Below are 19,741 nucleotides of genomic sequence, written 5' to 3'. Positions count from 1 at the left end.
CTTGGGGTTCAGGCGTTGAAGAAGCCGCGGATGGCCGCCACGGCGCGGTCGACGCCGGCCGCATCGACATCGAGGTGCGTCACGAAGCGCAGCCGATAGAGGCCGGTGGCAAGAATGCCCTGCCCGTTGAGGTTCGCGAGCAGTTCGGCCGAACGCGCCTGCGCTGCGCCCATGAGGTCGACGAACACGATGTTCGTGTGCGGCGCCTCGACCTTCAGGCCCTCGATGCCCTCGAGCCCCTCGGCCAGGCGACGGGCCAGGGCATGGTCGTCGGCGAGGCGGTCGATGTGGTGGTCGAGCGCATGCGAAGCGGCTGCAGCAAGCAAGCCCGCCTGCCGCATGCCGCCGCCCGCCATCTTGCGGATGCGGTGCGCCCGCGCGATGAACTCGCGCGAACCGACCAGCGCCGAGCCGATGGGTGCCCCCAGGCCCTTGCTGAAGCAGACCGACACGCTGTCGAAGCACTGCGCGATGCGGCGCGCTTCGGTGCGGACGTCGCCGTTCTTGTTCAGCGCGGCCTGCGCGGTGGCGGCATTGAAGAGCCGCGCGCCATCGAGGTGCCGCTGCAGCCCCCTGCTTTTCGCCAGGTCGGTTGCCGCCTGCACGTATTCGAAGGGCAGCAGCTTGCCGCCCAGCGTGTTCTCCAGCGCCAGCAGCCGTGTGCGCGCGAAGTGCGCGTCGTCGGGCTTGATGGCGGCTTCGATCTGCGCGAGCGGCAGCGTGCCGTCGGATGCATGGTCGAGCGGCTGCGGCTGCACGCTGCCGAACACCGCGGCGCCGCCGCCTTCCCAGCGGTAGCAGTGCGCCTGCTGGCCGACGATGTACTCGTCGCCGCGCCCGCAGTGCGAAAGGATCGCGCACAGGTTGCTCTGCGTGCCGGTCGGCACCAGCAGCGCCGCCTCGAAGCCCAGCAGCGCGGCGATCTTTTCCTGCAGCGCGTTGACGCTTGGATCGCTGCCGAAGACGTCGTCGCCGAGCGGCGCCGCCATCATGGCCTCGCGCATCGCCGGGGTGGGCTGCGTGACGGTGTCGCTGCGCAGGTCGACGATGGAGGAGCGGTCTGTCATGGCGGGGTCAGTCCAGGAAGTTCTTGAGCATCGCGTGGCCGTGCTCGGTGAGGATCGATTCGGGATGGAACTGCACGCCCTCGACGCGCACCTCATGCGCAAAGCCGGTGTGCCGCACGCCCATGATCTCGCCGTCGTCGGTCCAGGCGGTGATGGACAGGGCCTTCGGGCAGCTCTCGCGCTCTATCGAGAGCGAGTGGTAGCGGTTGACGGTGAACTTCTCGGGCAGCCCCGCAAACACGCCCTCTTGCGTGGTCGTGATCTCGCTGGTCTTGCCGTGCATGAGCTGCTGCGCGCGAATGATCTTGCCGCCGAAGGCCGCGCCGATCGCCTGGTGGCCCAGGCACACGCCGAGGATCGGCAGCTTGCCCGCGAACGCCTCGATGGCCGCCACCGAAACGCCCGCTTCCGCCGGCGAGCAGGGCCCCGGCGACACCACCAGCCGCGTGACGCCCGAGGCGATCAGCTCGCCGATCTGCGCCACCGTGATCTCGTCGTTGCGGTGCACCTGGACATCCGCACCCAGCTCGCCCAGGTACTGGACGATGTTGTAGGTGAAGGAATCGTAGTTGTCGATCATCAGCAGTTTCATGGCTTGCTCACAATCCGGTGCACGCCCTTGACGACGGGGAACACGTTGAAGTTGATCAGAAGGCCCAGCTTGAGGCCCGAGAGACGCAGCGCGGCAAGCACCTGCGCGCGGTGCAGGTCGGTCAGCACGTCGACCGCCTTGAGCTCGACGATGACCGACTGCTCGACCACGAAGCCCGCGCGGTACACCTCGCCGAGCGAGCGGCCCTTGTAGCTGGCCGACAGCGCCACGTCGCGCGTGAAGCCGATCTCGCGCTCGGCAAGTTCGACGGCCAGTGCCGCGGCATAGGCGTCCTCGCTCAAGCCCGTGCCGAGCACGCGCTGCACCTCGACGGCGGCGCCGATGATCTCGTGCGAGAAATCGTTCTGGATGTCGGGTGCGTTGCTCATTCCAGGCCTTCCTCGACCAGTTCAGCGGCCCGCAGCAGCGCGCGCGCCTTGGCTTCTGTTTCTTTCCACTCCAGCTCGGGCACCGAGTCGGCCACCACGCCGGCCGCGGCCTGCACGTGCAGCATCTGGTCCTTCACGATGCCGGTGCGGATGGCGATGGCCACGTCCATGTCGCCGGCATAGCTGATGTAGCCGCAGGCGCCGCCGTAGAGGCCGCGCTTGGTGGGCTCGAGCTGGTCGATGAGCTCCATCGCATGCACCTTGGGTGCGCCGGTGAGCGTGCCGGCCGGGAACGTGGCCTTGAGCACGTCGATGGCGGTCATGCCGTCCTTCAGCGTGCCTTCGACGTTGCTCACGATGTGCATCACGTGGCTGTAGCGCTCCACCGCGAAGGCCTCGGTCACCTTGACGGTGCCGGTCTTGGCGATGCGGCCGATGTCGTTGCGCGCGAGGTCGATCAGCATCACGTGCTCGGCGCGCTCCTTCGGGTCGTTGATGAGTTCTTCCTCGGCCGCCTTGTCGAGTTCGATCGAGGCGCCGCGCGGGCGGGTGCCGGCCAGCGGGCGGATGGTGATCTTCTGCTCGCCGTCGCCCGTGTTCTCCTGGCGCACCAGGATCTCGGGCGAAGCGCCCACCACATGGAAATCGCCCAGGTGGTAGTAGTACATGTAGGGCGAGGGGTTGAGCGAACGCAGCGCGCGGTACAGCGACAGCGGCGACTCGGTGTAGCGCTTGCTGATGCGCTGGCCCACCTGCACCTGCATGAAGTCGCCGGCGGCGATCATGTCCTTGGCGCGCTCCACGGCCGCGAGGTAGTCGGCCTTGGCAAAGCTGCGCTCGGGCGGATGCGGCTGGGTGGGCTTCACGATGGGCGCGCTCACCGAGTACTTGAGCTTTTCCTTCAGCTCGCGCAGGCGGCGCTTGCCCGCCGCGTAGGCCTCGGGCTGCTTCGGGTCGGCGTAGACGATCAGGTAGAGCTTGCCCGAGAGGTTGTCGATGACCGCCAGTTCCTCGCACTGCAGCAGCAGGATGTCGGGGCAGCCGAGCGCATCGGGCGGGCAGCTTTTTTCGAGCTTGCGTTCGATGTGGCGCACGGTGTCGTAGCCGAAGTAGCCCGCAAGGCCGCCGCAAAAGCGCGGCAGGCCGGGCCGCAGCGCCACCTTGAAGCGCTTCTGGTACTCGGCAATGAAATCGAGCGGATTGCCCGCGGCGGTTTCGACGACCTGGCCATCGGTCACCACTTCGGTGACGGCGTCGGCGCCGAAGCCGCTCGCGCGCAGCAGCGTGCGCGCCGGCAGGCCGATGAAGCTGTAGCGCCCGAAGCGCTCGCCGCCCACCACCGATTCGAGCAGAAAGCTGTGCTTGCCGCCGCCTTGCGAATGGGCGAGCTTCAGATAGAGGGAAAGCGGCGTTTCGAGGTCGGCAAAGGCCTCGGCCATCAGCGGGATGCGGTTGTAGCCCTGGGCGCTGAGGCTCTTGAATTCAAGTTCGGTGATCACGGATTCGTTCTCCAGTTGCCGGCCGGCGCTTCTTGGCCGGTGGCAAGGTCATTCACTGGTGGCCCGGCGTCGAGAAAAAACGATCCGGTACCGCGGGCGCACGGCGTGCGCCGTGCAATCAAACAGTCAGCGATGTATGGCGACGCCAGGGCCAGGCTCCCCGGCTGCCTTCACCTGTTTGAATGATGTGATGAACGAACATGGAGCGTGGAGTTTAGCCCACGAAAACGCTGGCGGGTGCAACCGCCGCCTTCAGGGTTCGCCCGAGGGGCCGGCGGTAAAACGAAAAGATACATTCGAACGATCGTTCGCAAATCAAGGAAGCCTCGTGCCCGCTGCCCTTTCGCTCCCGACCCGGTTGTTCTCCCGACTGGCCGTGCTGGCCTGCGCCTGGTTCGCGCTCGGCGCCTCGGCCGCGCAGGTCGACGTGGCCGGCGTCAAGCTGAACGACACCCTCGACCTGCGCGGCAGCACCCTGCAGCTCAACGGCGCGGGGGTGCGCTACAAGGCCATCTTCAAGGTGTACGCGGCGGGCCTGTACGTGGAGAAGAAGGTCTCCACGCCCGAGGAGGCGCTGGCCGCGCCCGGGCCCAAGCGCGTGGCCATCACCATGCTGCGCGACATCGATGCCGACGAGCTCGGCAGGTTCTTCACCAAGGGCGTGGAAGAAAACTCGCCCAAGAGCGAAATGGTCAACCTCATTCCGGGGCTGCTGCGCATGGGCCGGATGTTCTCCGACCAGAAGCAGCTCAAGGCCGGCGACACCTTCACCATCGACTGGCTGCCCGGCACGGGCACGCTGGTGACGGTGCGCGGCGTGCCGCAGCCCGATCCGGTGAAGGAGCCGGCGTTCTTCAACGCGCTGCTGCGCATCTGGCTCGGGCCGGCGCCGGCCGACTGGAAGCTCAAGGACGCGCTGCTCGGCAAGTAGCCGCGGCGCCGTCAGGAAACGCTTCGGTCGATCTCGGCGAGCGAGTCGACGAAGCCGTCGGCATCGACGCCGCGCACCGGCTCGCCGTGGTTGTAGCCGTAGGTGACCAGCACCACCGGGCACCCGGCGGCGCGCGCGGCCTTGGCGTCGTTGCTGGAGTCGCCGATCATCAGCGTGCGCGCGGGGGCGGTGCCCAGCGCTTCGCAGGTCTTCAGGAGCGGCAGCGGATCGGGCTTCTTGCGCGCGAAGGCATCGCCGCCGAACGCGAAGTCGAAGAAGCCGTCGAGCCCCTTGGCCGCCAGCAGCGGCTTGGCGAACGAGGTCGGCTTGTTGGTGAGGCAGGCCAGGCGCAGGCCGCGCGAGCGCAGCGCCTTCAATCCTTCGACCACGCCCGGGTACACCGCCGAGTGCTGTCCGTTGATGGCGAGATAGTGATGCTGGTAGCGTTCCCAGGCCTGGTCGAAGAGCGCCTGCGCACGCGCGTGCAGCACCTGCGCGTCCGCGCCCTCGGGCGCCGCGCTGCCGGATGACATCACGTGCGCGAGCGCCGAAAGAATCAGGTGCTCCGATCCCTTGCCCACCATCTTCTCGATGGCGGCCGGTGCCACGGGCGGCAGCGAAAGGTCGCCCAGCATGTGGTTGAGCGACACCGCGAAATCGCCGAGGGTGTCGACCATGGTGCCGTCGAGGTCGACGATGGCGGCATCGAAGCGCGCGAGGTCGTAGTGAATGGAGGTCAAGGACAAGGCCGCCGGAGTTGCAGGACGATGTCCATTTTGCCCCGTGCGGCCCTGCCGGGCGGCGCAGCCCCTTGCCCCTTATGACTTACTTGCTCTTGCTGCGCATCTCGTCGCGCAGCCGCTTGATCTGGTCGTGGTTGCGCTTGGCGCCTTCGGACTGCTGCTGGATCACGGCGCGCACGTCGGCCGGCAGGTCCTCCTTCAGCGCCTTGCGGTAGCGCGCCACCGCGGCGTCTTCACCGCGCTCGCACTCCTCGAGCATGGAGAGCGCGCTGTTGGCGCCCACCGTGCCCTTCACGTGCACCCAGCCGCGGTGCATGGCACCGGTCGCCGTGCCGCCCTTGTCGGGCGAGCCGCCGAAACGCTGGATGAGCTGGACCAGTTCCGCTGCCGCCTTGGCGCATTCGGCCGAGCGGCTCTGGAAGACCTGCTTGAGCTGCGGCGAGTCGACCTCCTCGGCACAGGCGCGGAAGCCGTATTCGCCGTCGCGCGAGTTCTCCAGAAGATCGTTCAGCACCTTGACCACATCCTCGGTGGTGGCGGTGTCCGCGGTGTTCGTGTAGTTGGCCATGTCATGACTCCTTCGTAGGCCTCGTCGAAATCGAGGCAGGTTGAGAATTGCCAGCGCCAGCTGCTGCACTGCGTGCGCTGGTTCCATGAAGAAATGGTGTTCGAGCGGAGGAGGACCGGTGTCGGTGCCGCCTGACGTCCGCTGTAAGCGTTCTTCGGGGTGGGCTGCCCCGATGCATTCACCGGCGGCTCATCATTCCTCGCGCAATGCCTTCTCGGGGCGGCCGGGCTGGCTGCCCGGCGAACTGCCGTGGTTGCCGCTTTCGCCGACCGCGGCATCGCCGGGGGTGGGCGGCTTTCTTTGCTCGGTGATGGCCGGGCCGTTGTTGGGGCCCATGGGCTCGCCGTTTTCAGCCGGCGTCCTGGCCTCGCGCTTCATGCTGCGCTCGGCGGGCACGGGGCGGCCGTAGGCCGGCGCATTCGCTGGTTCGGTGGATCGTCTTTGGGTCACGCTGGATTTCCTTTGCTAGAAAGAAAATTCCACCGTGCGCCGCGCTGGCGGCGGCGCGCGTAGGAAAGCGGCGCGTCTTCGGCGCAAGCGAGTCGCGCGCAGGCCTGCCACCGGCGCGGGAATGCTGTCCCTGCCTACAAGCACGCGGCCAGGCTGCGCGAGAAAGGAGGCTTGCAGCTTCTTCTTTTCGAGGACTCCTCCATGCACGGCAAACCACTGCGCTTCTTCCAATGCGGCCTCGCGGCAGCCGCCATGGCCCTGGCCGCCATGGCCGCGGTCGCCCAGCCCACCGGCACGCCCAAGGGCACGCGCGCTCCGCCGATGAGCGATGCGGAGAAACCGCCGGCCACGCGCCCCGCGGACCAGCCCGCCGGCGCGACCGACCAGCGCCAGCTCGGCGCCGACCAGGGCCCGGCCAGCGCGCGCACGCAGACCTCGCGGCCGCCCTCGGCGGGTTCGCCCGGCGGCCTCGCACCCACGCGCGATGCCGATCCTTCCAAGGAGCAGCGCAGCGACGGCAGCCACCGCCACGCGCGCCCCGCGCCGCAATAGCAAGCAAGGCAGATCAAGACCATGACTTCCACCACGCAGATCGACGCCCGCATCGCAGGCGATGTGGCCTTTCGCGCCGGCGACGGCCCGCAGCTGAAGATCCCGAAGGGGAACTGCCAGATCATGATGGCCGACGACAGCGTCGTGCTCACCTGGACCGACCAGGGCCAGTCGCTGACCGCGGCCATTCCCAAGCTCGAATTCGACCGCTACATCCAGGACGGCGCGATCGTGCTGGGCCGGGGCTGAGTGAAGGCCCGCCCGCCGCGCGCGTGCTCACTCCTCGCGCAGACTGCTGGCGCGCGCGTCGAGCGCCTGCGCGTACGAAGCGGCTTCCTCGGGCGTCATGGAGCCTTCGAGCTCGGCCAGTTCGAGCCGTTCGAAGTCGTAGGAAATCCATTCGAACAGGTGCGACTTGGGCATGTCGTCGAAGCTTTCGCTGTCGCTCCACGACTGCAGGCGCACGGGCGCGCTTTCCAGCAGCAGGCGCAGGTACAGCGCGCGCGCAATCTTGATCTCCGCGATCTGCTGTGGATCGTCGATCAGCAGGCGCAGCTGCGCGAGCACCTGCTCGCACTGCTGCACCCGGCGATGCGACTCGCCGATGGCGGCTTCGCAGGACGCGGGACAGTCCGTCCTCGCCTGCCAGGCCTGGTGGAATTCGCGCGTGATCCGGGCATAGGCAAGCTGCTGGAGCCCGTGGAGCGCGCAGTCAAGTTGGCCGTGCATGGCGTCGCACCGAACTCGCCTCAAGCGGGCTTGTTGCCGGCGTCCTCCGCTTCGTCGTCGTTGTCGCCGTCGATTTCTTCTTCCGTGCCGGCAAGCTCGGCGGCCGAGCCCGCGTCCTCGGTGCGGTCCGGCAGGATGTCCGCATCGGGCGCCGACGGCGGAGCGTCCGCCGACGCACGCTCACCGGTGCCCTCGGCATCGGTGCTGCTTTCATGCGAAATGGGAATGGCGCCTTCCGCGGCGTCTTCGGGAATGGCGCTGCGTTCGCGCGAGGTGCGCACGTCGCTTCCGCTGTCGCTCGTGTCGCTGGGGCCCAGGCTGTCGACGTCCGCCCCCTTCGGTTCCTCCGGCGGGCGTTCGCCTCCCAGGATGCTGCTCGTGGCCATGGCTTCCTTCGATGATGAACAAGAAATTGGATGGGTGCGAATCGCCAGACTGGACATCCGCAGCACCGGCCGGCGTAGGAAAGGGGCGCATCCGGGCCGCAGCCATTCGCGGAGATTTGCCGCCCGGCGTTGCGCGCGGCAAACGCCGCCGTCGCGGCGCGGGGACGGGCGCTTGGGCTTTGCTCCTACGCGGCGGGCAGCCGTGGCCGCTAGCCTGAAGAGCCTGCTTTCCCAACCGCAGCAACCACCATCCTCATCCAATGAACCAATGAAGAATTTCCGCTACCTCATGATTGCCGGCGCCATGGCGCTCGGCGCCTGCTCCCACATGCCCGGCCCCACGCGCTCGGCCGGCCCCACCGCGGCCGCGGACAACCAGCCCGATCCCACGATCCTGCTCGTGCCCGTGCGCATCGAGGACCCCGCGCTGGCCTCGGGCTGCTGGGCCCAGTTCTATACCGGCCGCAACTTCCAGGGCGACATGCTGACGCTGGTGGGACCGGCCGAGGTCCAGAGCATGGATCGCGGCACCGCGCGGCAGCTCAAGCGCGACATCGACAGTGTCAGCGTGGGCCCGCGCGCCACGCTGAAGGTGTACGAGCATGCGATGTTCAAGGACCGCACGGTCGACTTTCCGGCGAACAGCCGCGAGGGCGGCCTGATGCGCAAGCTCGGCTTCGGCGGCCGCATCGAGGCACTGAAGCTCGACTGCGCCTGAGCACGGCCACCGCGCTCAGCCGCCGAGCAGCGTGGCGTGCGGATGCAGCGGATGCGCGAGCGTGTCGGCGATGAGCCGCAGCGCCTGGTCGCACTGCTCGCGCGACATCGGGCCGCCCAGGCAGATGCGCACCGCCTCGGGCGGATCGCCATCGGTGGAGAAGGCAGCGCTCGCCACCACGCCGACGTTCTGCGTGCGCAGGTAGGAGGCGAACTCCACCGGGCTCCAGCCCGGCGAGAGCGGCAGCCAGGCATGGAAGCCCTCGGGATGCGCCTGCAGCCCGCTGCCGCCCAGATGCCGCGCGGCCAGCGCCTGCCGCGCCATCGATTCGCTGCGCACCGCCTGCAGCATGGCCTCGGCGGTGCCGTCCTCGACCCACAGCGTGGTCAAGGCATTGGTGATGGGCGAGGCCATCACGGTGGTCGCTCGCATCGCGCCGGCCAGGCGCTGCGACTGGACCACGGTGGGCGAGCACACGTAGGCGCTGCGCAGTCCCGCGCCAAAGCATTTGGAGAACCCGCTCACGTAGTAGGTGAGCCCGGGCGCCAGCGTGGCGAGCGCGGCCGGCGTCTGGCGCGGCAGCATGCCGTAGGCGTCGTCCTCGATGATCGGCACCGCATAGCGCAGCGCCACGTCGGCCAGCGCTTCGCGCCGCGCGCGGGGCACCGTGCCCGCGGTCGGGTTCAGCAGCGTGGGGTTGCAATAGAGCGCCTTGGGCTTGAGCGTCCTGCACGCGTGCTCGAAGGCATCGGCAATGGGGCCGTCGTCATCGAGCTGCAGCGCATGCAGCTGCACGCCCAGCTGCGCCGCGATGGCCTTCACGCCCGGATAGGTGAGCGACTCCACGCAGATCAGCTCGCCCGGCCGCGCGAGCTGCGAGAACAGCGCCGTGAGCACGCCGTGGATGCCCGGGCACACGAGGATGCGGTCGATGCCCGCGTCGGGCACGAAGGGCCGCAGCCAGTGCATCGCGGCCTCGCGGTCGTGCGCGGTGCCGCCGAAGTCCTGGTAGCGCAGCAGGTCGTGCAGGTTGGCCTCGGCGAAGGCGCGGCTCGCGCTGTCGTGCAGCCGCGCCATCAGGTGCGGGTTGTCGGGCTCGGGCGGCATGTTCATCGTCATCTCGGCGCCGCTGCCGCCGCGCAGCCGCAGGCTCGGGCTGCCCGAGCGGATGAAGGTGCCGGTGCCGGCGCGCGAATCGATCAGGCCGCGCTTGCGTGCCTCGGCATAGCCGCGTGCCACCGTCGTGTAGTTGAGCTCCAGCTCGGCCGCGAGCTCGCGCAGGGTGGGCAGCCGGTCGCGCACGGCGAGGCGGCCGGTCTTGATGTCGTCGGCAATCAATTCCGCCAGCAGCAGGTAGGCCGGCTTGGCGGTGTTGCGCAGCTGCTTGCGCCAGTGGGCGGTGATCGTGGTCATCGGCAAAGTTGATTGCATCCATTGATTGCATCGGGTCACCGATCAGGCACGCAGGAATCGCGCCCGCTCCAGAGGGGCCGCACGCCTCGATCAGGTGCGATCAACCCCGTTGATCGGGTGCATTGATCGCATGGCGGATGCGTCTTCCCGGTGCAGGCGGGGCCGCGCCGGCCGCCTTGGCCGAGGGGGTTTCGTGCGGCCGAAAAAAGTTTTCGGGCGCGGAGGCCGCATCCCGGCGAATTGATCGCGCATTGATCGCACGCGCCGCGCCGGGCGCTGGCACATCGCCTGCAAAGAGAAAGGCGCGCAAGACCTGCGTTCATCCCCTTTTTCTTCAACCGGAGTACCCCATGCCCAAAGTCACCCGCCCCCGCAACGAGAAAGGCGAGTTCCTCGTCGACTACGAAGAGAAGGTGTTCGAAGACGTCAAGGCCGAGCCCGGCGAGAAGGCGCTCGTCACCTTCCACACCGTGGCCTTCGAGGGCTCGATCGGCTTCGTGAACCTGCTGCAGGCCACGCGCCTCAGGCGCAAGGGCTACGAGACCTCGGTGCTGCTGTACGGCCCCGGCGTGACGCTGGGCGTGCAGCGCGGCTTTCCGACGCTGGGCGACGAGGCCTTTCCGGGCCACCAGAACTTCAACAAGCAGATCAGCAAGTTCATGGAGGAAGGCGGCAAGGTGTATGCGTGCCGCTTCGCGCTGCAGGCGCTGTACGGCCACGGCGAGGGCGCGCTGATCGAGGGCATCACGCCGATCAACCCGCTCGACGTGCTGGACCTCGTGCTGCTGCACAAGAAGGCCGGCGCCGTGATCCTCGACACCTGGACGCTGTAAACATGTCCACCCCCAGTCTTCGCGCACTTCGTGTCGCTTCGCCAACCCCCTCGCCGGGGGCAACACCAGCAGCCCGGCAAAGCCGGTTCTGCGGTGTTCCACGAATTGGCTTCGCTTCGCTTGCCGCTGCGAACAGGGGGTGCCCATGAGCTCTTCACCCCGCATCGTGCGTGCCGCGGCGATCCAGATCGCGCCCGACTTCGACCGGCCCGACGGCACGCTCGAGCGGGTGTGCGGCGCCATCGACGAGGCCGCGACCAAGGGCGCGCAGCTGGCTGTATTCCCCGAGACCTTCGTGCCCTACTACCCCTACTTCAGCTTCGTGCTGCCGCCGGTGCTGCAGGGTGCGCCGCACCTCGCGCTGGCGGAGCGCGCTGTGGTCGTGCCCGGGCCGGTCACGCAGGCCGTGGCCGAGCGTGCGCGGCATCACGGCATGGTCGTGGTGCTGGGCGTGAACGAGCGCGACCACGGCAGCCTCTACAACACGCAGCTGGTGTTCGATGCCGACGGCACGCTGGCGCTCAAGCGCCGCAAGATCACGCCGACGTACCACGAGCGCATGGTGTGGGGCCAGGGGGACGGCGCCGGCCTCAAGGTGGTCGACACCGCCGTCGGCCGCGTTGGCGCGCTCGCCTGCTGGGAGCACTACAACCCGCTCGCGCGCTACGCCCTGATGGCGCAGCACGAGGAGATCCACTGCGCGCAGTTCCCGGGCTCGCTGGTGGGCCCGATCTTCGCGGAGCAGATGGAAGTGACGATCCGCCACCACGCACTGGAGTCGGGCTGCTTCGTGGTCAACGCCACCGGCTGGCTCACTGACGAACAGATCCGCAGCGTGACGCCCGACGCCAGCCTGCAGAAGGCGCTGCGCGGCGGCTGCCACACCGCCATCGTCTCGCCCGAAGGCAAGCACCTTGCGCCGCCGCTCACCGAGGGCGAAGGCATGGTGATTGCAGACCTCGACATGGCGCTGATCGCCAAGCGCAAGCGAATGATGGATTCGGTCGGCCACTACGCGCGGCCCGAGCTGCTGTCGCTCGCCATCAACGACCGGCCGGCGCAGACCACCGTGCCGATGCATCCCACGCAACCCCTCGCTCAACGGAGCCCCGACCATGACCACCATCACCACGACGACCCCGCCGGACAGCCGGCAGCTGATGACCGAGCTCCAGTCCTTCGGGTTGCGGCTGGTTGATCCTTCGGCCGGCGTGGCAAGCCGCCGCGGCGGTGCGGGCCCGTCGGACCACAAGGCCGTGACGGTGGACGGCCACACGATCATGGTGCCGGTCCACACTTCGAGCGCCTGGCATTCGCCGTTCACGGCCGAGGCGCCCGATGCGCGGGGCGTGAGCCGCGTGATGCGCGGCAGCATTCCCATTGCGAGCATCAGCTTTCCGAAGCAGCCGCGCTTCTATGCGATGCAGACCTTCGACGGCGTGCCCTATTCGCACATTGCCACGCTGCACGGCAGCGACGTGCTCGCCACCACGGTGCTGCAGAGCTGCATCCGCTACGAGAGCCGCAAAAAGAGCTGCAAGTTCTGCGCGATCGGCCAGTCGCTCGCGGCCGGCCGCACCGTCGCGCGCAAGACGCCCGAACAGCTGGCCGAAGTGGCGCGCGCGGCCGTGCTGCTCGATGGCGTCAAGCACATGGTGATGACCACCGGCACGCCCAACGCCACCGACCGCGGCGCGGCCATCCTCTGCGAGAGCGCCTTCGCGATCAAGGCCACGGTCGACATTCCGATCCAGGGCCAGTGCGAGCCGCCCGACGACGACCAGTGGTTCCACCGCATGAAGGCCGCGGGCATCGACACGCTGGGCATGCACCTGGAGGTGGTCACGCCCGAGGTGCGCGAACGCATCATGCCGGGCAAGGCCAGCGTGCCGGTCTCGCGCTACATGAGCGCCTTCGAGGCGGCCGTGCGCGTGTTCGGGCGCGGCCAGGTCAGCACCTACATCCTGGCCGGGCTGGGCGACACGCGCGAGGCCATCCTGGACACCTGCGACCAGCTGCTCGCACGCGGCGTGTACCCCTTCGTCGTGCCCTTCGTGCCGATCAGCGGCACGCCGCTCGAGGACCATCCCGCACCGTCGCCCGAATTCATGAAGTCGCTGCTGGCCCCGCTGGGCGAGCGCGTGGTCGCCGCGGGCCTGCGCTCGGCCGACATCAAGGCGGGCTGCGGCAAGTGCGGCGCGTGCTCCTCGCTTTCAGTCTACGAAAGCTGACCATGCTGTGCATCGACGACCTCAGCGAACTCGACCCGCACTACGCGCCGGTCGAATATCTGGTGCGCGAAGCGGCGCAGCAGTGGGAGCGCGACGAAGCCATGGCGCTGCGCCGCGCGGTGTTCTGCATCGAGCAGGGCATCTTCGCGCGCGACGACCGCGACGCCACCGACGGCCATGCGCGGCTGCTGGTCGCCATGTCGTGCAACGGCGGCATGCCCGAGCAGGTGGTGGGCACGGTGCGCATCCACCGCGGCGAGGCGCCGGGCGAATGGTGGGGCTCGCGCCTCGCGGTGCATCCCGCGTTCCGCAGCCAGGGCCACCTGGGCGCCACGCTGATACGGCTCGCGGTGTCGCGCGCCAACGCGCTGGGCTGCGATGCGTTCTTCGCGCAGGTGCAGATGCAGAACGTGCCGCTGTTCCAGAAGCTCGGCTGGCAGCTGCTCGACGAGAGCGCCATCCATGGCCGTCCGCATGCGCGCATGCAGGCCGGGCTCGCCTTCTACCCGCCCTGCCACGACCCGGTGAGCGGCTTCGTCACGCGCGCGAAGGGGCTGTCATGACCGATGTCCACGCCATCGCCGAAGCGCTGCGCGCCACGCGCGGCTTCGCCCACAAGCGCGACATCAGCGACGTGGTGTCGGCGCTCGGCCGGTCGCTGCCCGGCGGCCATGCCGCGCTCGCGCAGGCCGTGCCCATCGGCGACGACTGTGCGGCCCTCCCCGACGGCCATGGCGGCTACCTGCTGTTCGCGATCGAAGGCATGGTGGAAGACTTCATCGTGCGCATGCCGTGGTTCGCGGGCTACTGCGGCGTGATGGTCAACGTGAGCGACATCTATGCGATGGGCGGCCGCCCCACGGCCGTGGTCGATGCGCTGTGGAGCACCGGCATGCACCCGGCCGACGAGGTGCTGCGCGGCATGGCGGAAGCCTCGGTGCGCTACGGCGTGCCGGTGGTGGGCGGCCACAGCAACAACCGCAGCGAACGGCCGCAGCTCGCAGTCGCGATCCTCGGCCACGCACGCAAGCTGCTCACGAGCTTCGACGCCAGGCCCGGTGACCTGCTGGTGATGGCGGCCGACCTGCGCGGCGCCTACGAGGAGCCCTTTCCCTACTGGAACGCGTCGACCACGGCGCCGGCCGCGCGGCTGCGCGCGGACCTCGAACTGCTGCCCTCCATTGCGGAAGAGGGCCTGTGCCGCGCCGCCAAGGACATCAGCATGGCCGGCGCGGTCGGCACCGCGATGATGCTGCTGGAGTGCTCGGGCGTCGGCGCGCGCATCGACCTCGATGCACTGCCCAGGCCCGGCGGCGTACCGCTGCTGCGCTGGCTTTCTTCTTTTCCGAGCTACGGATTCGTGCTCAGCGTGGCGCCTTCGCAGGTTGCGCCGGTGCTAGGCCGCTTCGCCGCGCGCGACATCGCCTGCGCGGTGGTCGGCGAGGTCGATGCGACGCGGCAGGTGCGGCTGCAGGCCGGCGGCGACGAGGCCCTGCTGTGGGACTTCGGCCGCGATGCCTTCATCCAGCCGCCGCAGGAGGCGCTCGCATGCCCGTGATGCACTTCCAGGTGCGCTGGCCCGACGCCAGCGAAACGCGCTGCTACTCGCCCTCTTCCGTGGTGCAGGATTTCTTCGCGCCCGGCGAGCGCTATGCGCTCGAAGACTTCCTGCAGCGCTCGCGCGAGGCCTTGGGCATCGCCTCCGAACGCGTGCGCGCCAAGTACGGCTTCGCGTGCTCGCAGGCCATGGACCAGCTCGCCGAGATCGAGCGCATCGCCGCCCGCTTCACCGGCGCCGCCGATGCCCAAGTCACGGTCGTCGCCTTCGATTGACGCGTCCCACACATCCAGAGAGAAAGAAAGAAGACCCCATGTCCTATCCATTTGGCGGACGCAGCCACTACAGCGTCATCGTCGTCGGCGGCGGCCAGGCCGGCCTGTCGCTGAGCCACTGCCTGCAGCAGCGCGGCATCGACCACCTCGTGATCGAGAAGCGCAGCCTGGTGCACAGCTGGCGCACGCAGCGCTGGGATTCGTTCTGCCTGGTCACGCCCAACTGGCAGTGCCAGCTGCCGGGCTGGGCCTACGCCGGCAACGATCCGCACGGCTTCATGGTCATGGACCAGATCAACGACTGGCTCGCGGGCTTCGTCGCGCAGGTGAAGGCACCGGCCATCGAGGGCGTGACCGTCGAGCGCGTGGCGCGCGTGCCAGGCACGGGCGAGCGCGACCGCTTCATGGTGCAGACCGACGCCGGCCTCTACACCGCCGACCAGGTGGTGGTGGCCTCCGGCGGCTACCACCGCCCCATCGTGCCGCGCCTGGCCGAGAAGCTGCCGCCGCACGTGGTGCAGTACCACTCGGCGCAGTACCGCAACCCGGCGCAGTTGCCCGAGGGCGCGGTGCTGGTGGTGGGTTGCGGCCAGTCGGGTTCGCAGATCGCCGAGGACCTGCACCTGGCCGGGCGCAAGGTGTACCTTGCCACCGGCGATGCGCCGCGCTGCGCGCGCTTCTACCGCGGCCGCGAAGTGGTCGACTGGCTCGCCGACATGAAGTACTACGACATGCCCGTGACCGAGCATCCGCTGCGCGAGGGCGTGCGCGACAACACCAACCACTACGTGACCGGCCGCGACGGCGGCCGCGACATCGACCTGCGGCGCTTCGCGCTCGAAGGCATGGAGCTGTATGGCCTGCTGACCGGCCTGGGCGGCGACGGCACGCTGGAGTTCCAGCCCAACCTGCGCGAGCACCTGGACAGCGCCGACGCCACCTACAACCGCATCAACGCCTCGATCGACAAGTTCATTGCCTCCCGGGGCATCGAGGCGCCGCCGCCCTCGGTCTACACGCCGGTGTGGGAGCCGCCCGAGGAGCGCACGCGCCTGAGCCTTGCCGAGGCGGGCATCGCGAGCGTGCTCTGGTGCATCGGCTTCTCGCCCGACTTCGATTGGGTGGATGCGCCGGTGTTCAACGGCCGCGGCGCGCCGGTGCACCAGCGCGGCGTGACGGGCGTGCCGGGGCTCTACTTCCTGGGGCTGCCGTGGCTGCACACCTGGGGATCGGGCCGCTTCTCGGGCGTGGCGCGCGATGCGGAGTTTCTTGCCGAGGCGGTCGAGGAGAGAAAGAAGGCGGCGGCGGCCGGCCGAGCCGATGCGCAGGAGGAGGAACCGGCCGGCACCGGGCTGCGCGCTGCAGCCTGAGCTCAGGCCCGGGCTCAGGCCTGCTGCGCCTCGGTCAGCGCCTGCGCGGCCACCACGGCCTCGGTGCGGTTGCGCACGTTGAGCGCGCGGAAGATGGCCGCCAGGTGGATCTTGACGGTGCCTTCGCTGATGCCGAGGCTGCGGCCGATGAGCTTGTTGGGCTTGCCCTGCGAGAGCAGCTGCAGCACCTCGACCTGGCGCTCGGTGAGCACGCTGCGCAGGTGCTCGAGCGTCTGCGAAGAAGCGCCTGCGGAGCGCGCATCGCCGTTCTGCGCGGGCGCCACGCCGGCCACGATGCCGGGCGGCAGCGCCGTGAGCATCATGGGCGGCACGTACACGCCGCCGGCCAGCACCAGCCGCACGGCCGACAGCATGACCTCGGGCGAATAGGCCTTGGGAATGAAGCCGAGCACGCCGCGCTCGAGCGCGCTGCGCATGATGGCCGGGTCTTCGTAGCCCGAGAGCACGATGACCGGCACGGCCGGATGGCGGCGGCGGATTTCGTCGATGTGCGCCTGGCCGTCGGCGCCGGGCATGTTGAGGTCGATCAGGGCCAGGTCGAGCTCGTCGGTGGCGCCGGCAAGCAATTCGTCGACGCTCATCGCCAGGACGAACTCGATGCCGGGCCCCAGCTCCGACAACTTGGCCTTGACCGCCTCGATGACGAGCCGGTGGTCGTCGGCGATCAGAATTTTCATGGCATGTCCTAGTGTCCCGGGTGTCCCAGCGTGCGTGCATTGAACTCAGCGGATGCCGAAGATACCGGCGATTGCCCCGCACAGCAAGCCGGTTTGCCCGACGAACGGCATAGTCCCCAAGCGATATGGCGCCCGCCGCCCGGCGTTCGGAAGATGGAATCCTTACTCGAAGGAACCGGGGACATGGGGATGTGCCATCGCAGCAGACGCCGGTGCAAGGCATCCTCCGCAACGCAGGCGCGGTGAGCGGGCGCGGTCATCCATGCTCCGGCTGCTCGACTGTTTTTCCGCATTCGTCTCCTTCGGCCTCGCCCTCGACGCATCGATCGCGGCCGGCCGCGCCGCGCCGCCCTCGCACGCTGCCGCGCAGCAACAGGCCCGCCGGCTGCTCGATGCGGCGCGCGCCTGCGCATCGGGCCAGCCCGCCGCGCAGGTCGAATCGGCGGTCTTTGCGATGGTGGCCTGGATCGACGAGATCCTGGCGCGCCATCCCGGTGCGGCCGCGGGCGCGGCGCCGCTGCAGGTGCAGCTGTTCAACTCGAACAACGCCCACAGCGAGTTCTTCCACCACCTGTCGGCGCTGGGCGCCGAGGACGACGAGCTGCGCGAGGTCTACTGGCATGCGCTGGTGCACGGCTTCAAGGGCCAGTACTACTTCGAGAGCGACGACCGCGGCGAGCTCGGCAAGCTGAAGGAGCTGCACGGCCACCAGCTGCGGCAGAGGCCCCTGGCGCTCGGCAGCCTGGTGCAGGACCGCATCACGCCGCAGCCCTATGGCGTGGCGGATCCGCCGGGCCCGCACGACCTGCACCGCCGCGACCGCAGCCTGCTGCGCGCGCTCGGGGCGCTCGCGCTGCTGCTGCCGCTGCTCTATCTGCTGTGGTGGCAGTGGCCGGCCGGGCTGCACGCGGGCGAGCCGGGACCGGCGCAGCGCATCGAGCAGCATCTTCAAGGCTATGCATGCGCCGATCTCTCGGCTTCGGCCGACAAGGGCGGCAAGCTGCATGTGAGCGGCTTCGTCTCGCTGCCGGCCGACCTCGAGCGGGTGGAGCGCGAGGTGGCCGGCCTGCTGCCCGATGGCGGCTCGCCCACCTTCGACGTCAGGCTGCGCGTGTGGCCCCACTGCGAGGTGTTCGCCATCCTGAAGCCCTACCAGCTGCGCAACCGCGAGAAGGCCCTCGGACTGGACGTGACGGCCGTGACGGCCCGCAACGGCCGGCTGCGCGAAGGAGACGACGTGCGCATGCAGGTGGCCGCGCCCCGGCACGACAGCTACCTGTGGGTCGACTACTACACCGCCGACGGTTCGGTCATGCACCTGAACACCGGCCAGCCGATGCGGCTGCGCGCCGGCGAGAAGCTGGAGCTGGGCCGCGACATCCCGGCGAGCTGGCTGGTGGGCCCGCCCTTCGGCACCGTGCTTGTCACGGCGCTCTCGTCCCCCACGCCGCTCGACGGCGCGGCCGACCGGCCGCCCTACGAACTCGCTTCGGCCTACCTGCTGCGGCTGCGCGAGGTGCTCGCGGCCAACAAGGGCAACGAGCGGCTGCTTGCCGATTTCGAGTTCCTCGAGACCACTGCACGTTGAAAGCCGCAGCATGCCCGCCGCGTTGTTGCCTGCCCATTTCTTCTGGCTCCTGCTCGCGCTGTGCCTGGCCGGCTTTGCGCTGCTGTACGCCGCGGTCCACGACGCGGGCCGCGGCGCGCGCCGCCGCGCGCTGCGCCGGCGCATTGCCGCACTCGGCCCGCCGGCGGCCGAAGCCGACGAAGCCGCGATCGAAGCCATGAGGGAGGCCATGAGGAAAGCCATGTCGCACGCACGCCAGCTCCTGCGCCAGCCATCGTGCCAGCAAGCCGCGCCGGTGCCCTGGTTTCTCTTTCTCGGCGATGCGGCGGCCAACCTGCCGGGGCTGCTGGCGGCGGCCCATGCCGAGCACCTGGCACCTTCGGGCAGCGAGCCTTTCGGCGAACCCTACTGGCGCTGGTGGCTCACCGGCTCGATGACGGCCATCGAGCTGCACCCGAGCGCCGTCAGCGACGTGGCCGCGGCGCCGCACACGCGTGCGCTGTGGCTCCAGGCGCTCCTCGCACTGGCCGAGCGGCGCGACCGCGTGCCGATCAACGGCGTGGTGGCCTGCGTGGCGGCGAGCGAACTGCTGCACCCGTCCAGCGCAGGCATGAAGCCGCTGGCCGGCAGGATGCGCCGGCTGCTCGACGAGGCCGCGGACACCCTGCGCCTGCAGCTGCCGGTCTACCTGGTCGTGACCGGCCTGGAGCAGCTGGCCGGCTATGCCACGCTGCGCGGTGCGCTGCCGCCCGAAGTGCTCGCACAGGTGATCGGCCATCGCCTGGCCGGGCCGGCCGCCCACGGCGAAACCGCGGCCGAACGGCTCGATGCCCTGTTCGATCCCATGGCGCGCCAGCTGCATGCGCTGCGCATGGCGCTGCTGCGCGAACAGCCGGGCGCATCGGGCCGGCTCGCGATCCATGAGTTCATCGAGGCGCTGCGGGCGCTGCAGCCCGCATTGCGCGAAGTGGCCGAGGCCCTGTTCGAAAGCCATGGCCGCGGCTCGCGCGGCCCGCGATGGCGCGGCCTCTATGTGACGGCCGCCGCATCGGGTGCAGCCGGCGGCGCCTTCGTGACCGACCTGTTCGAGCGCTTCCTGCCCGCCGACCAGCCGCTCGCGCGGCCCGGCCGCGCGCCGAACGCCAGCGCGGCGAAGGCGTGAACGAGCGGCC

General features: G+C 69.4%; 24 protein-coding genes. 13 read left to right on the top strand and 11 right to left on the bottom strand.

Going from position 1 to position 19,741, the window contains the following annotated elements; translation table 11 throughout:
• Positions 1 to 8 precede the first annotated feature (8 nt).
• Genes ltaE through trpE form a run of 4 tightly spaced genes read right to left on the bottom strand, consistent with a single transcriptional unit; the run spans position 9 to position 3,547 of the window.
• Positions 9 to 1,067: a low-specificity L-threonine aldolase gene (gene ltaE / locus ACAM58_RS03535; RefSeq protein WP_369664169.1), complete on the bottom strand. Its 1,059-nt coding sequence runs from the start codon at positions 1,065 to 1,067 to the stop codon at positions 9 to 11.
• A gap of 7 nt (positions 1,068 to 1,074) precedes the next feature.
• A complete protein-coding gene (locus ACAM58_RS03530) occupies positions 1,075 to 1,659 on the bottom strand; it encodes an aminodeoxychorismate/anthranilate synthase component II (protein WP_369664168.1) in 585 nt (194 codons plus the stop codon).
• Positions 1,656 to 2,048, bottom strand: coding sequence for a GxxExxY protein (locus tag ACAM58_RS03525; protein ID WP_369664167.1), 393 nt, complete (start codon positions 2,046 to 2,048; stop codon positions 1,656 to 1,658). Before ACAM58_RS03525 ends, ACAM58_RS03530 begins: the two co-directional genes overlap by 4 nt.
• Positions 2,045 to 3,547 carry an anthranilate synthase component I gene (gene trpE / locus ACAM58_RS03520; protein WP_369664166.1) on the bottom strand — a complete coding sequence of 501 codons (1,503 nt, stop codon included), beginning with the start codon at positions 3,545 to 3,547 and terminating at the stop codon, positions 2,045 to 2,047. Before trpE ends, ACAM58_RS03525 begins: the two co-directional genes overlap by 4 nt.
• A 328-nt stretch (positions 3,548 to 3,875) precedes the next feature.
• Here trpE and ACAM58_RS03515 point away from each other — a divergent pair, with 328 nt between their 5' ends.
• Complete coding sequence (locus ACAM58_RS03515) at positions 3,876 to 4,478, top strand: chalcone isomerase family protein (protein ID WP_307592844.1); 603 nt, start codon at positions 3,876 to 3,878, stop codon at positions 4,476 to 4,478.
• An 11-nt stretch (positions 4,479 to 4,489) separates the two neighbouring features.
• Here ACAM58_RS03515 and gph read toward each other — a convergent pair whose 3' ends face one another.
• From gph to ACAM58_RS03500, 3 genes are all read right to left on the bottom strand, one after another.
• Entirely contained in the window at positions 4,490 to 5,218 is a 729-nt protein-coding gene (gene gph / locus ACAM58_RS03510) for a phosphoglycolate phosphatase (RefSeq protein WP_369664165.1), read from the bottom strand.
• A gap of 85 nt (positions 5,219 to 5,303) precedes the next feature.
• A complete protein-coding gene (locus ACAM58_RS03505; RefSeq protein WP_018904102.1) occupies positions 5,304 to 5,789 on the bottom strand; it encodes a PA2169 family four-helix-bundle protein in 486 nt (161 codons plus the stop codon).
• Between the two features lie 192 nt (positions 5,790 to 5,981).
• Positions 5,982 to 6,239: a hypothetical protein gene (locus tag ACAM58_RS03500; protein ID WP_027730236.1), complete on the bottom strand. Its 258-nt coding sequence runs from the start codon at positions 6,237 to 6,239 to the stop codon at positions 5,982 to 5,984.
• Between the two features lie 201 nt (positions 6,240 to 6,440).
• Between ACAM58_RS03500 and ACAM58_RS03495 the strand changes: the two genes are divergently transcribed.
• On the top strand, positions 6,441 to 6,791 hold the full coding sequence (locus ACAM58_RS03495; RefSeq protein WP_012745731.1) for a hypothetical protein: 351 nt from the start codon (positions 6,441 to 6,443) through the stop codon (positions 6,789 to 6,791).
• A 21-nt stretch (positions 6,792 to 6,812) separates the two neighbouring features.
• On the top strand, positions 6,813 to 7,040 hold the full coding sequence (locus ACAM58_RS03490; RefSeq protein WP_012745730.1) for a hypothetical protein: 228 nt from the start codon (positions 6,813 to 6,815) through the stop codon (positions 7,038 to 7,040).
• A 27-nt stretch (positions 7,041 to 7,067) separates the two neighbouring features.
• On the opposite strand, the gene ACAM58_RS03485 is transcribed toward ACAM58_RS03490, so the two are convergent.
• Together ACAM58_RS03485 and ACAM58_RS03480 are read right to left on the bottom strand one after the other, a co-directional pair.
• On the bottom strand, positions 7,068 to 7,520 hold the full coding sequence (locus ACAM58_RS03485) for a hypothetical protein (protein ID WP_369664164.1): 453 nt from the start codon (positions 7,518 to 7,520) through the stop codon (positions 7,068 to 7,070).
• Positions 7,521 to 7,540: 20 nt separating this feature from the next.
• A complete protein-coding gene (locus tag ACAM58_RS03480; protein ID WP_369664163.1) occupies positions 7,541 to 7,906 on the bottom strand; it encodes a hypothetical protein in 366 nt (121 codons plus the stop codon).
• 268 nt (positions 7,907 to 8,174) lie between these two features.
• On the opposite strand from ACAM58_RS03480, the gene ACAM58_RS03475 reads away from it, so the two are divergent.
• Positions 8,175 to 8,624: a hypothetical protein gene (locus ACAM58_RS03475; protein WP_369664162.1), complete on the top strand. Its 450-nt coding sequence runs from the start codon at positions 8,175 to 8,177 to the stop codon at positions 8,622 to 8,624.
• 15 nt (positions 8,625 to 8,639) lie between these two features.
• Here the strand turns inward: ACAM58_RS03475 and ACAM58_RS03470 are convergent, their stop codons facing one another.
• Positions 8,640 to 10,037 (bottom strand): PLP-dependent aminotransferase family protein, encoded by a 1,398-nt coding sequence (locus tag ACAM58_RS03470; RefSeq protein WP_369664161.1) that lies wholly within the window; start codon positions 10,035 to 10,037, stop codon positions 8,640 to 8,642.
• 350 nt (positions 10,038 to 10,387) lie between these two features.
• Between ACAM58_RS03470 and ACAM58_RS03465 the strand changes: the two genes are divergently transcribed.
• From ACAM58_RS03465 to ACAM58_RS03435, 7 genes are all read left to right on the top strand, one after another.
• On the top strand, positions 10,388 to 10,870 hold the full coding sequence (locus ACAM58_RS03465; protein WP_018904096.1) for an MSMEG_0572/Sll0783 family nitrogen starvation response protein: 483 nt from the start codon (positions 10,388 to 10,390) through the stop codon (positions 10,868 to 10,870).
• A gap of 145 nt (positions 10,871 to 11,015) precedes the next feature.
• Complete coding sequence (locus ACAM58_RS03460; RefSeq protein ID WP_369664160.1) at positions 11,016 to 12,068, top strand: Nit6803 family nitrilase; 1,053 nt, start codon at positions 11,016 to 11,018, stop codon at positions 12,066 to 12,068.
• Positions 12,031 to 13,101, top strand: a complete 1,071-nt coding sequence (locus tag ACAM58_RS03455) for an MSMEG_0568 family radical SAM protein (RefSeq protein WP_369664468.1) — start codon at positions 12,031 to 12,033, stop codon at positions 13,099 to 13,101. The genes ACAM58_RS03460 and ACAM58_RS03455 overlap by 38 nt, the downstream gene beginning before the upstream one ends.
• 2 nt (positions 13,102 to 13,103) lie before the next feature.
• Complete coding sequence (locus ACAM58_RS03450; protein WP_018904093.1) at positions 13,104 to 13,664, top strand: MSMEG_0567/Sll0786 family nitrogen starvation N-acetyltransferase; 561 nt, start codon at positions 13,104 to 13,106, stop codon at positions 13,662 to 13,664.
• The gene (locus tag ACAM58_RS03445; RefSeq protein WP_018904092.1) at positions 13,661 to 14,659 is read left to right on the top strand and encodes a sll0787 family AIR synthase-like protein; all 999 of its coding nucleotides are present in this window, start codon (positions 13,661 to 13,663) and stop codon (positions 14,657 to 14,659) included. Before ACAM58_RS03450 ends, ACAM58_RS03445 begins: the two co-directional genes overlap by 4 nt.
• Positions 14,650 to 14,934, top strand: a complete 285-nt coding sequence (locus ACAM58_RS03440; protein WP_018904091.1) for an MSMEG_0570 family nitrogen starvation response protein — start codon at positions 14,650 to 14,652, stop codon at positions 14,932 to 14,934. The genes ACAM58_RS03445 and ACAM58_RS03440 overlap by 10 nt, the downstream gene beginning before the upstream one ends.
• Positions 14,935 to 14,972: 38 nt before the next feature.
• Positions 14,973 to 16,304 carry an MSMEG_0569 family flavin-dependent oxidoreductase gene (locus ACAM58_RS03435; RefSeq protein WP_369664159.1) on the top strand — a complete coding sequence of 444 codons (1,332 nt, stop codon included), beginning with the start codon at positions 14,973 to 14,975 and terminating at the stop codon, positions 16,302 to 16,304.
• A 14-nt stretch (positions 16,305 to 16,318) separates the two neighbouring features.
• Here ACAM58_RS03435 and ACAM58_RS03430 read toward each other — a convergent pair whose 3' ends face one another.
• Complete coding sequence (locus ACAM58_RS03430; protein ID WP_278876443.1) at positions 16,319 to 17,002, bottom strand: response regulator transcription factor; 684 nt, start codon at positions 17,000 to 17,002, stop codon at positions 16,319 to 16,321.
• Positions 17,003 to 17,264: 262 nt separating this feature from the next.
• Between ACAM58_RS03430 and ACAM58_RS03425 the strand changes: the two genes are divergently transcribed.
• Together ACAM58_RS03425 and ACAM58_RS03420 are read left to right on the top strand one after the other, a co-directional pair.
• The gene (locus ACAM58_RS03425; RefSeq protein ID WP_369664158.1) at positions 17,265 to 18,590 is read left to right on the top strand and encodes a DotU family type IV/VI secretion system protein; all 1,326 of its coding nucleotides are present in this window, start codon (positions 17,265 to 17,267) and stop codon (positions 18,588 to 18,590) included.
• 10 nt (positions 18,591 to 18,600) lie between these two features.
• The gene (locus ACAM58_RS03420; RefSeq protein ID WP_369664157.1) at positions 18,601 to 19,731 is read left to right on the top strand and encodes a type VI secretion system protein; all 1,131 of its coding nucleotides are present in this window, start codon (positions 18,601 to 18,603) and stop codon (positions 19,729 to 19,731) included.
• Positions 19,732 to 19,741: the final 10 nt, after the last annotated feature.

The organism is Variovorax sp. V116 (assembly GCF_041154435.1).
In the GTDB taxonomy this organism is placed as follows: Bacteria; Pseudomonadota; Gammaproteobacteria; order Burkholderiales; family Burkholderiaceae_C; genus Variovorax; species Variovorax paradoxus.
The sequence above is the reverse complement of the archived record's forward strand: the minus strand, read 5'-3'. Positions and strand labels throughout refer to the sequence as shown.

Excerpts from the sequence above, each read along its gene's own strand:
- ltaE (WP_369664169.1), bottom strand. The coding sequence starts at position 1,067 with ATGACAGACCGCTCCTCCATCGTCGACCTGCGCAGCGACACCGTCACG.
- ACAM58_RS03530 (WP_369664168.1), bottom strand. The coding sequence starts at position 1,659 with ATGAAACTGCTGATGATCGACAACTACGATTCCTTCACCTACAACATC.
- ACAM58_RS03525 (WP_369664167.1), bottom strand. The coding sequence starts at position 2,048 with ATGAGCAACGCACCCGACATCCAGAACGATTTCTCGCACGAGATCATC.
- ACAM58_RS03505 (WP_018904102.1), bottom strand. The coding sequence starts at position 5,789 with ATGGCCAACTACACGAACACCGCGGACACCGCCACCACCGAGGATGTG.
- ACAM58_RS03495 (WP_012745731.1), top strand. The coding sequence starts at position 6,441 with ATGCACGGCAAACCACTGCGCTTCTTCCAATGCGGCCTCGCGGCAGCC.
- ACAM58_RS03490 (WP_012745730.1), top strand. The coding sequence starts at position 6,813 with ATGACTTCCACCACGCAGATCGACGCCCGCATCGCAGGCGATGTGGCC.
- ACAM58_RS03485 (WP_369664164.1), bottom strand. The coding sequence starts at position 7,520 with ATGCACGGCCAACTTGACTGCGCGCTCCACGGGCTCCAGCAGCTTGCC.
- ACAM58_RS03480 (WP_369664163.1), bottom strand. The coding sequence starts at position 7,906 with ATGGCCACGAGCAGCATCCTGGGAGGCGAACGCCCGCCGGAGGAACCG.
- ACAM58_RS03475 (WP_369664162.1), top strand. The coding sequence starts at position 8,175 with ATGAAGAATTTCCGCTACCTCATGATTGCCGGCGCCATGGCGCTCGGC.
- ACAM58_RS03470 (WP_369664161.1), bottom strand. The coding sequence starts at position 10,037 with ATGACCACGATCACCGCCCACTGGCGCAAGCAGCTGCGCAACACCGCC.
- ACAM58_RS03465 (WP_018904096.1), top strand. The coding sequence starts at position 10,388 with ATGCCCAAAGTCACCCGCCCCCGCAACGAGAAAGGCGAGTTCCTCGTC.
- ACAM58_RS03460 (WP_369664160.1), top strand. The coding sequence starts at position 11,016 with ATGAGCTCTTCACCCCGCATCGTGCGTGCCGCGGCGATCCAGATCGCG.
- ACAM58_RS03455 (WP_369664468.1), top strand. The coding sequence starts at position 12,031 with ATGACCGAGCTCCAGTCCTTCGGGTTGCGGCTGGTTGATCCTTCGGCC.
- ACAM58_RS03450 (WP_018904093.1), top strand. The coding sequence starts at position 13,104 with ATGCTGTGCATCGACGACCTCAGCGAACTCGACCCGCACTACGCGCCG.
- ACAM58_RS03445 (WP_018904092.1), top strand. The coding sequence starts at position 13,661 with ATGACCGATGTCCACGCCATCGCCGAAGCGCTGCGCGCCACGCGCGGC.
- ACAM58_RS03440 (WP_018904091.1), top strand. The coding sequence starts at position 14,650 with ATGCCCGTGATGCACTTCCAGGTGCGCTGGCCCGACGCCAGCGAAACG.
- ACAM58_RS03435 (WP_369664159.1), top strand. The coding sequence starts at position 14,973 with ATGTCCTATCCATTTGGCGGACGCAGCCACTACAGCGTCATCGTCGTC.
- ACAM58_RS03430 (WP_278876443.1), bottom strand. The coding sequence starts at position 17,002 with ATGAAAATTCTGATCGCCGACGACCACCGGCTCGTCATCGAGGCGGTC.
- ACAM58_RS03425 (WP_369664158.1), top strand. The coding sequence starts at position 17,265 with ATGCTCCGGCTGCTCGACTGTTTTTCCGCATTCGTCTCCTTCGGCCTC.
- ACAM58_RS03420 (WP_369664157.1), top strand. The coding sequence starts at position 18,601 with ATGCCCGCCGCGTTGTTGCCTGCCCATTTCTTCTGGCTCCTGCTCGCG.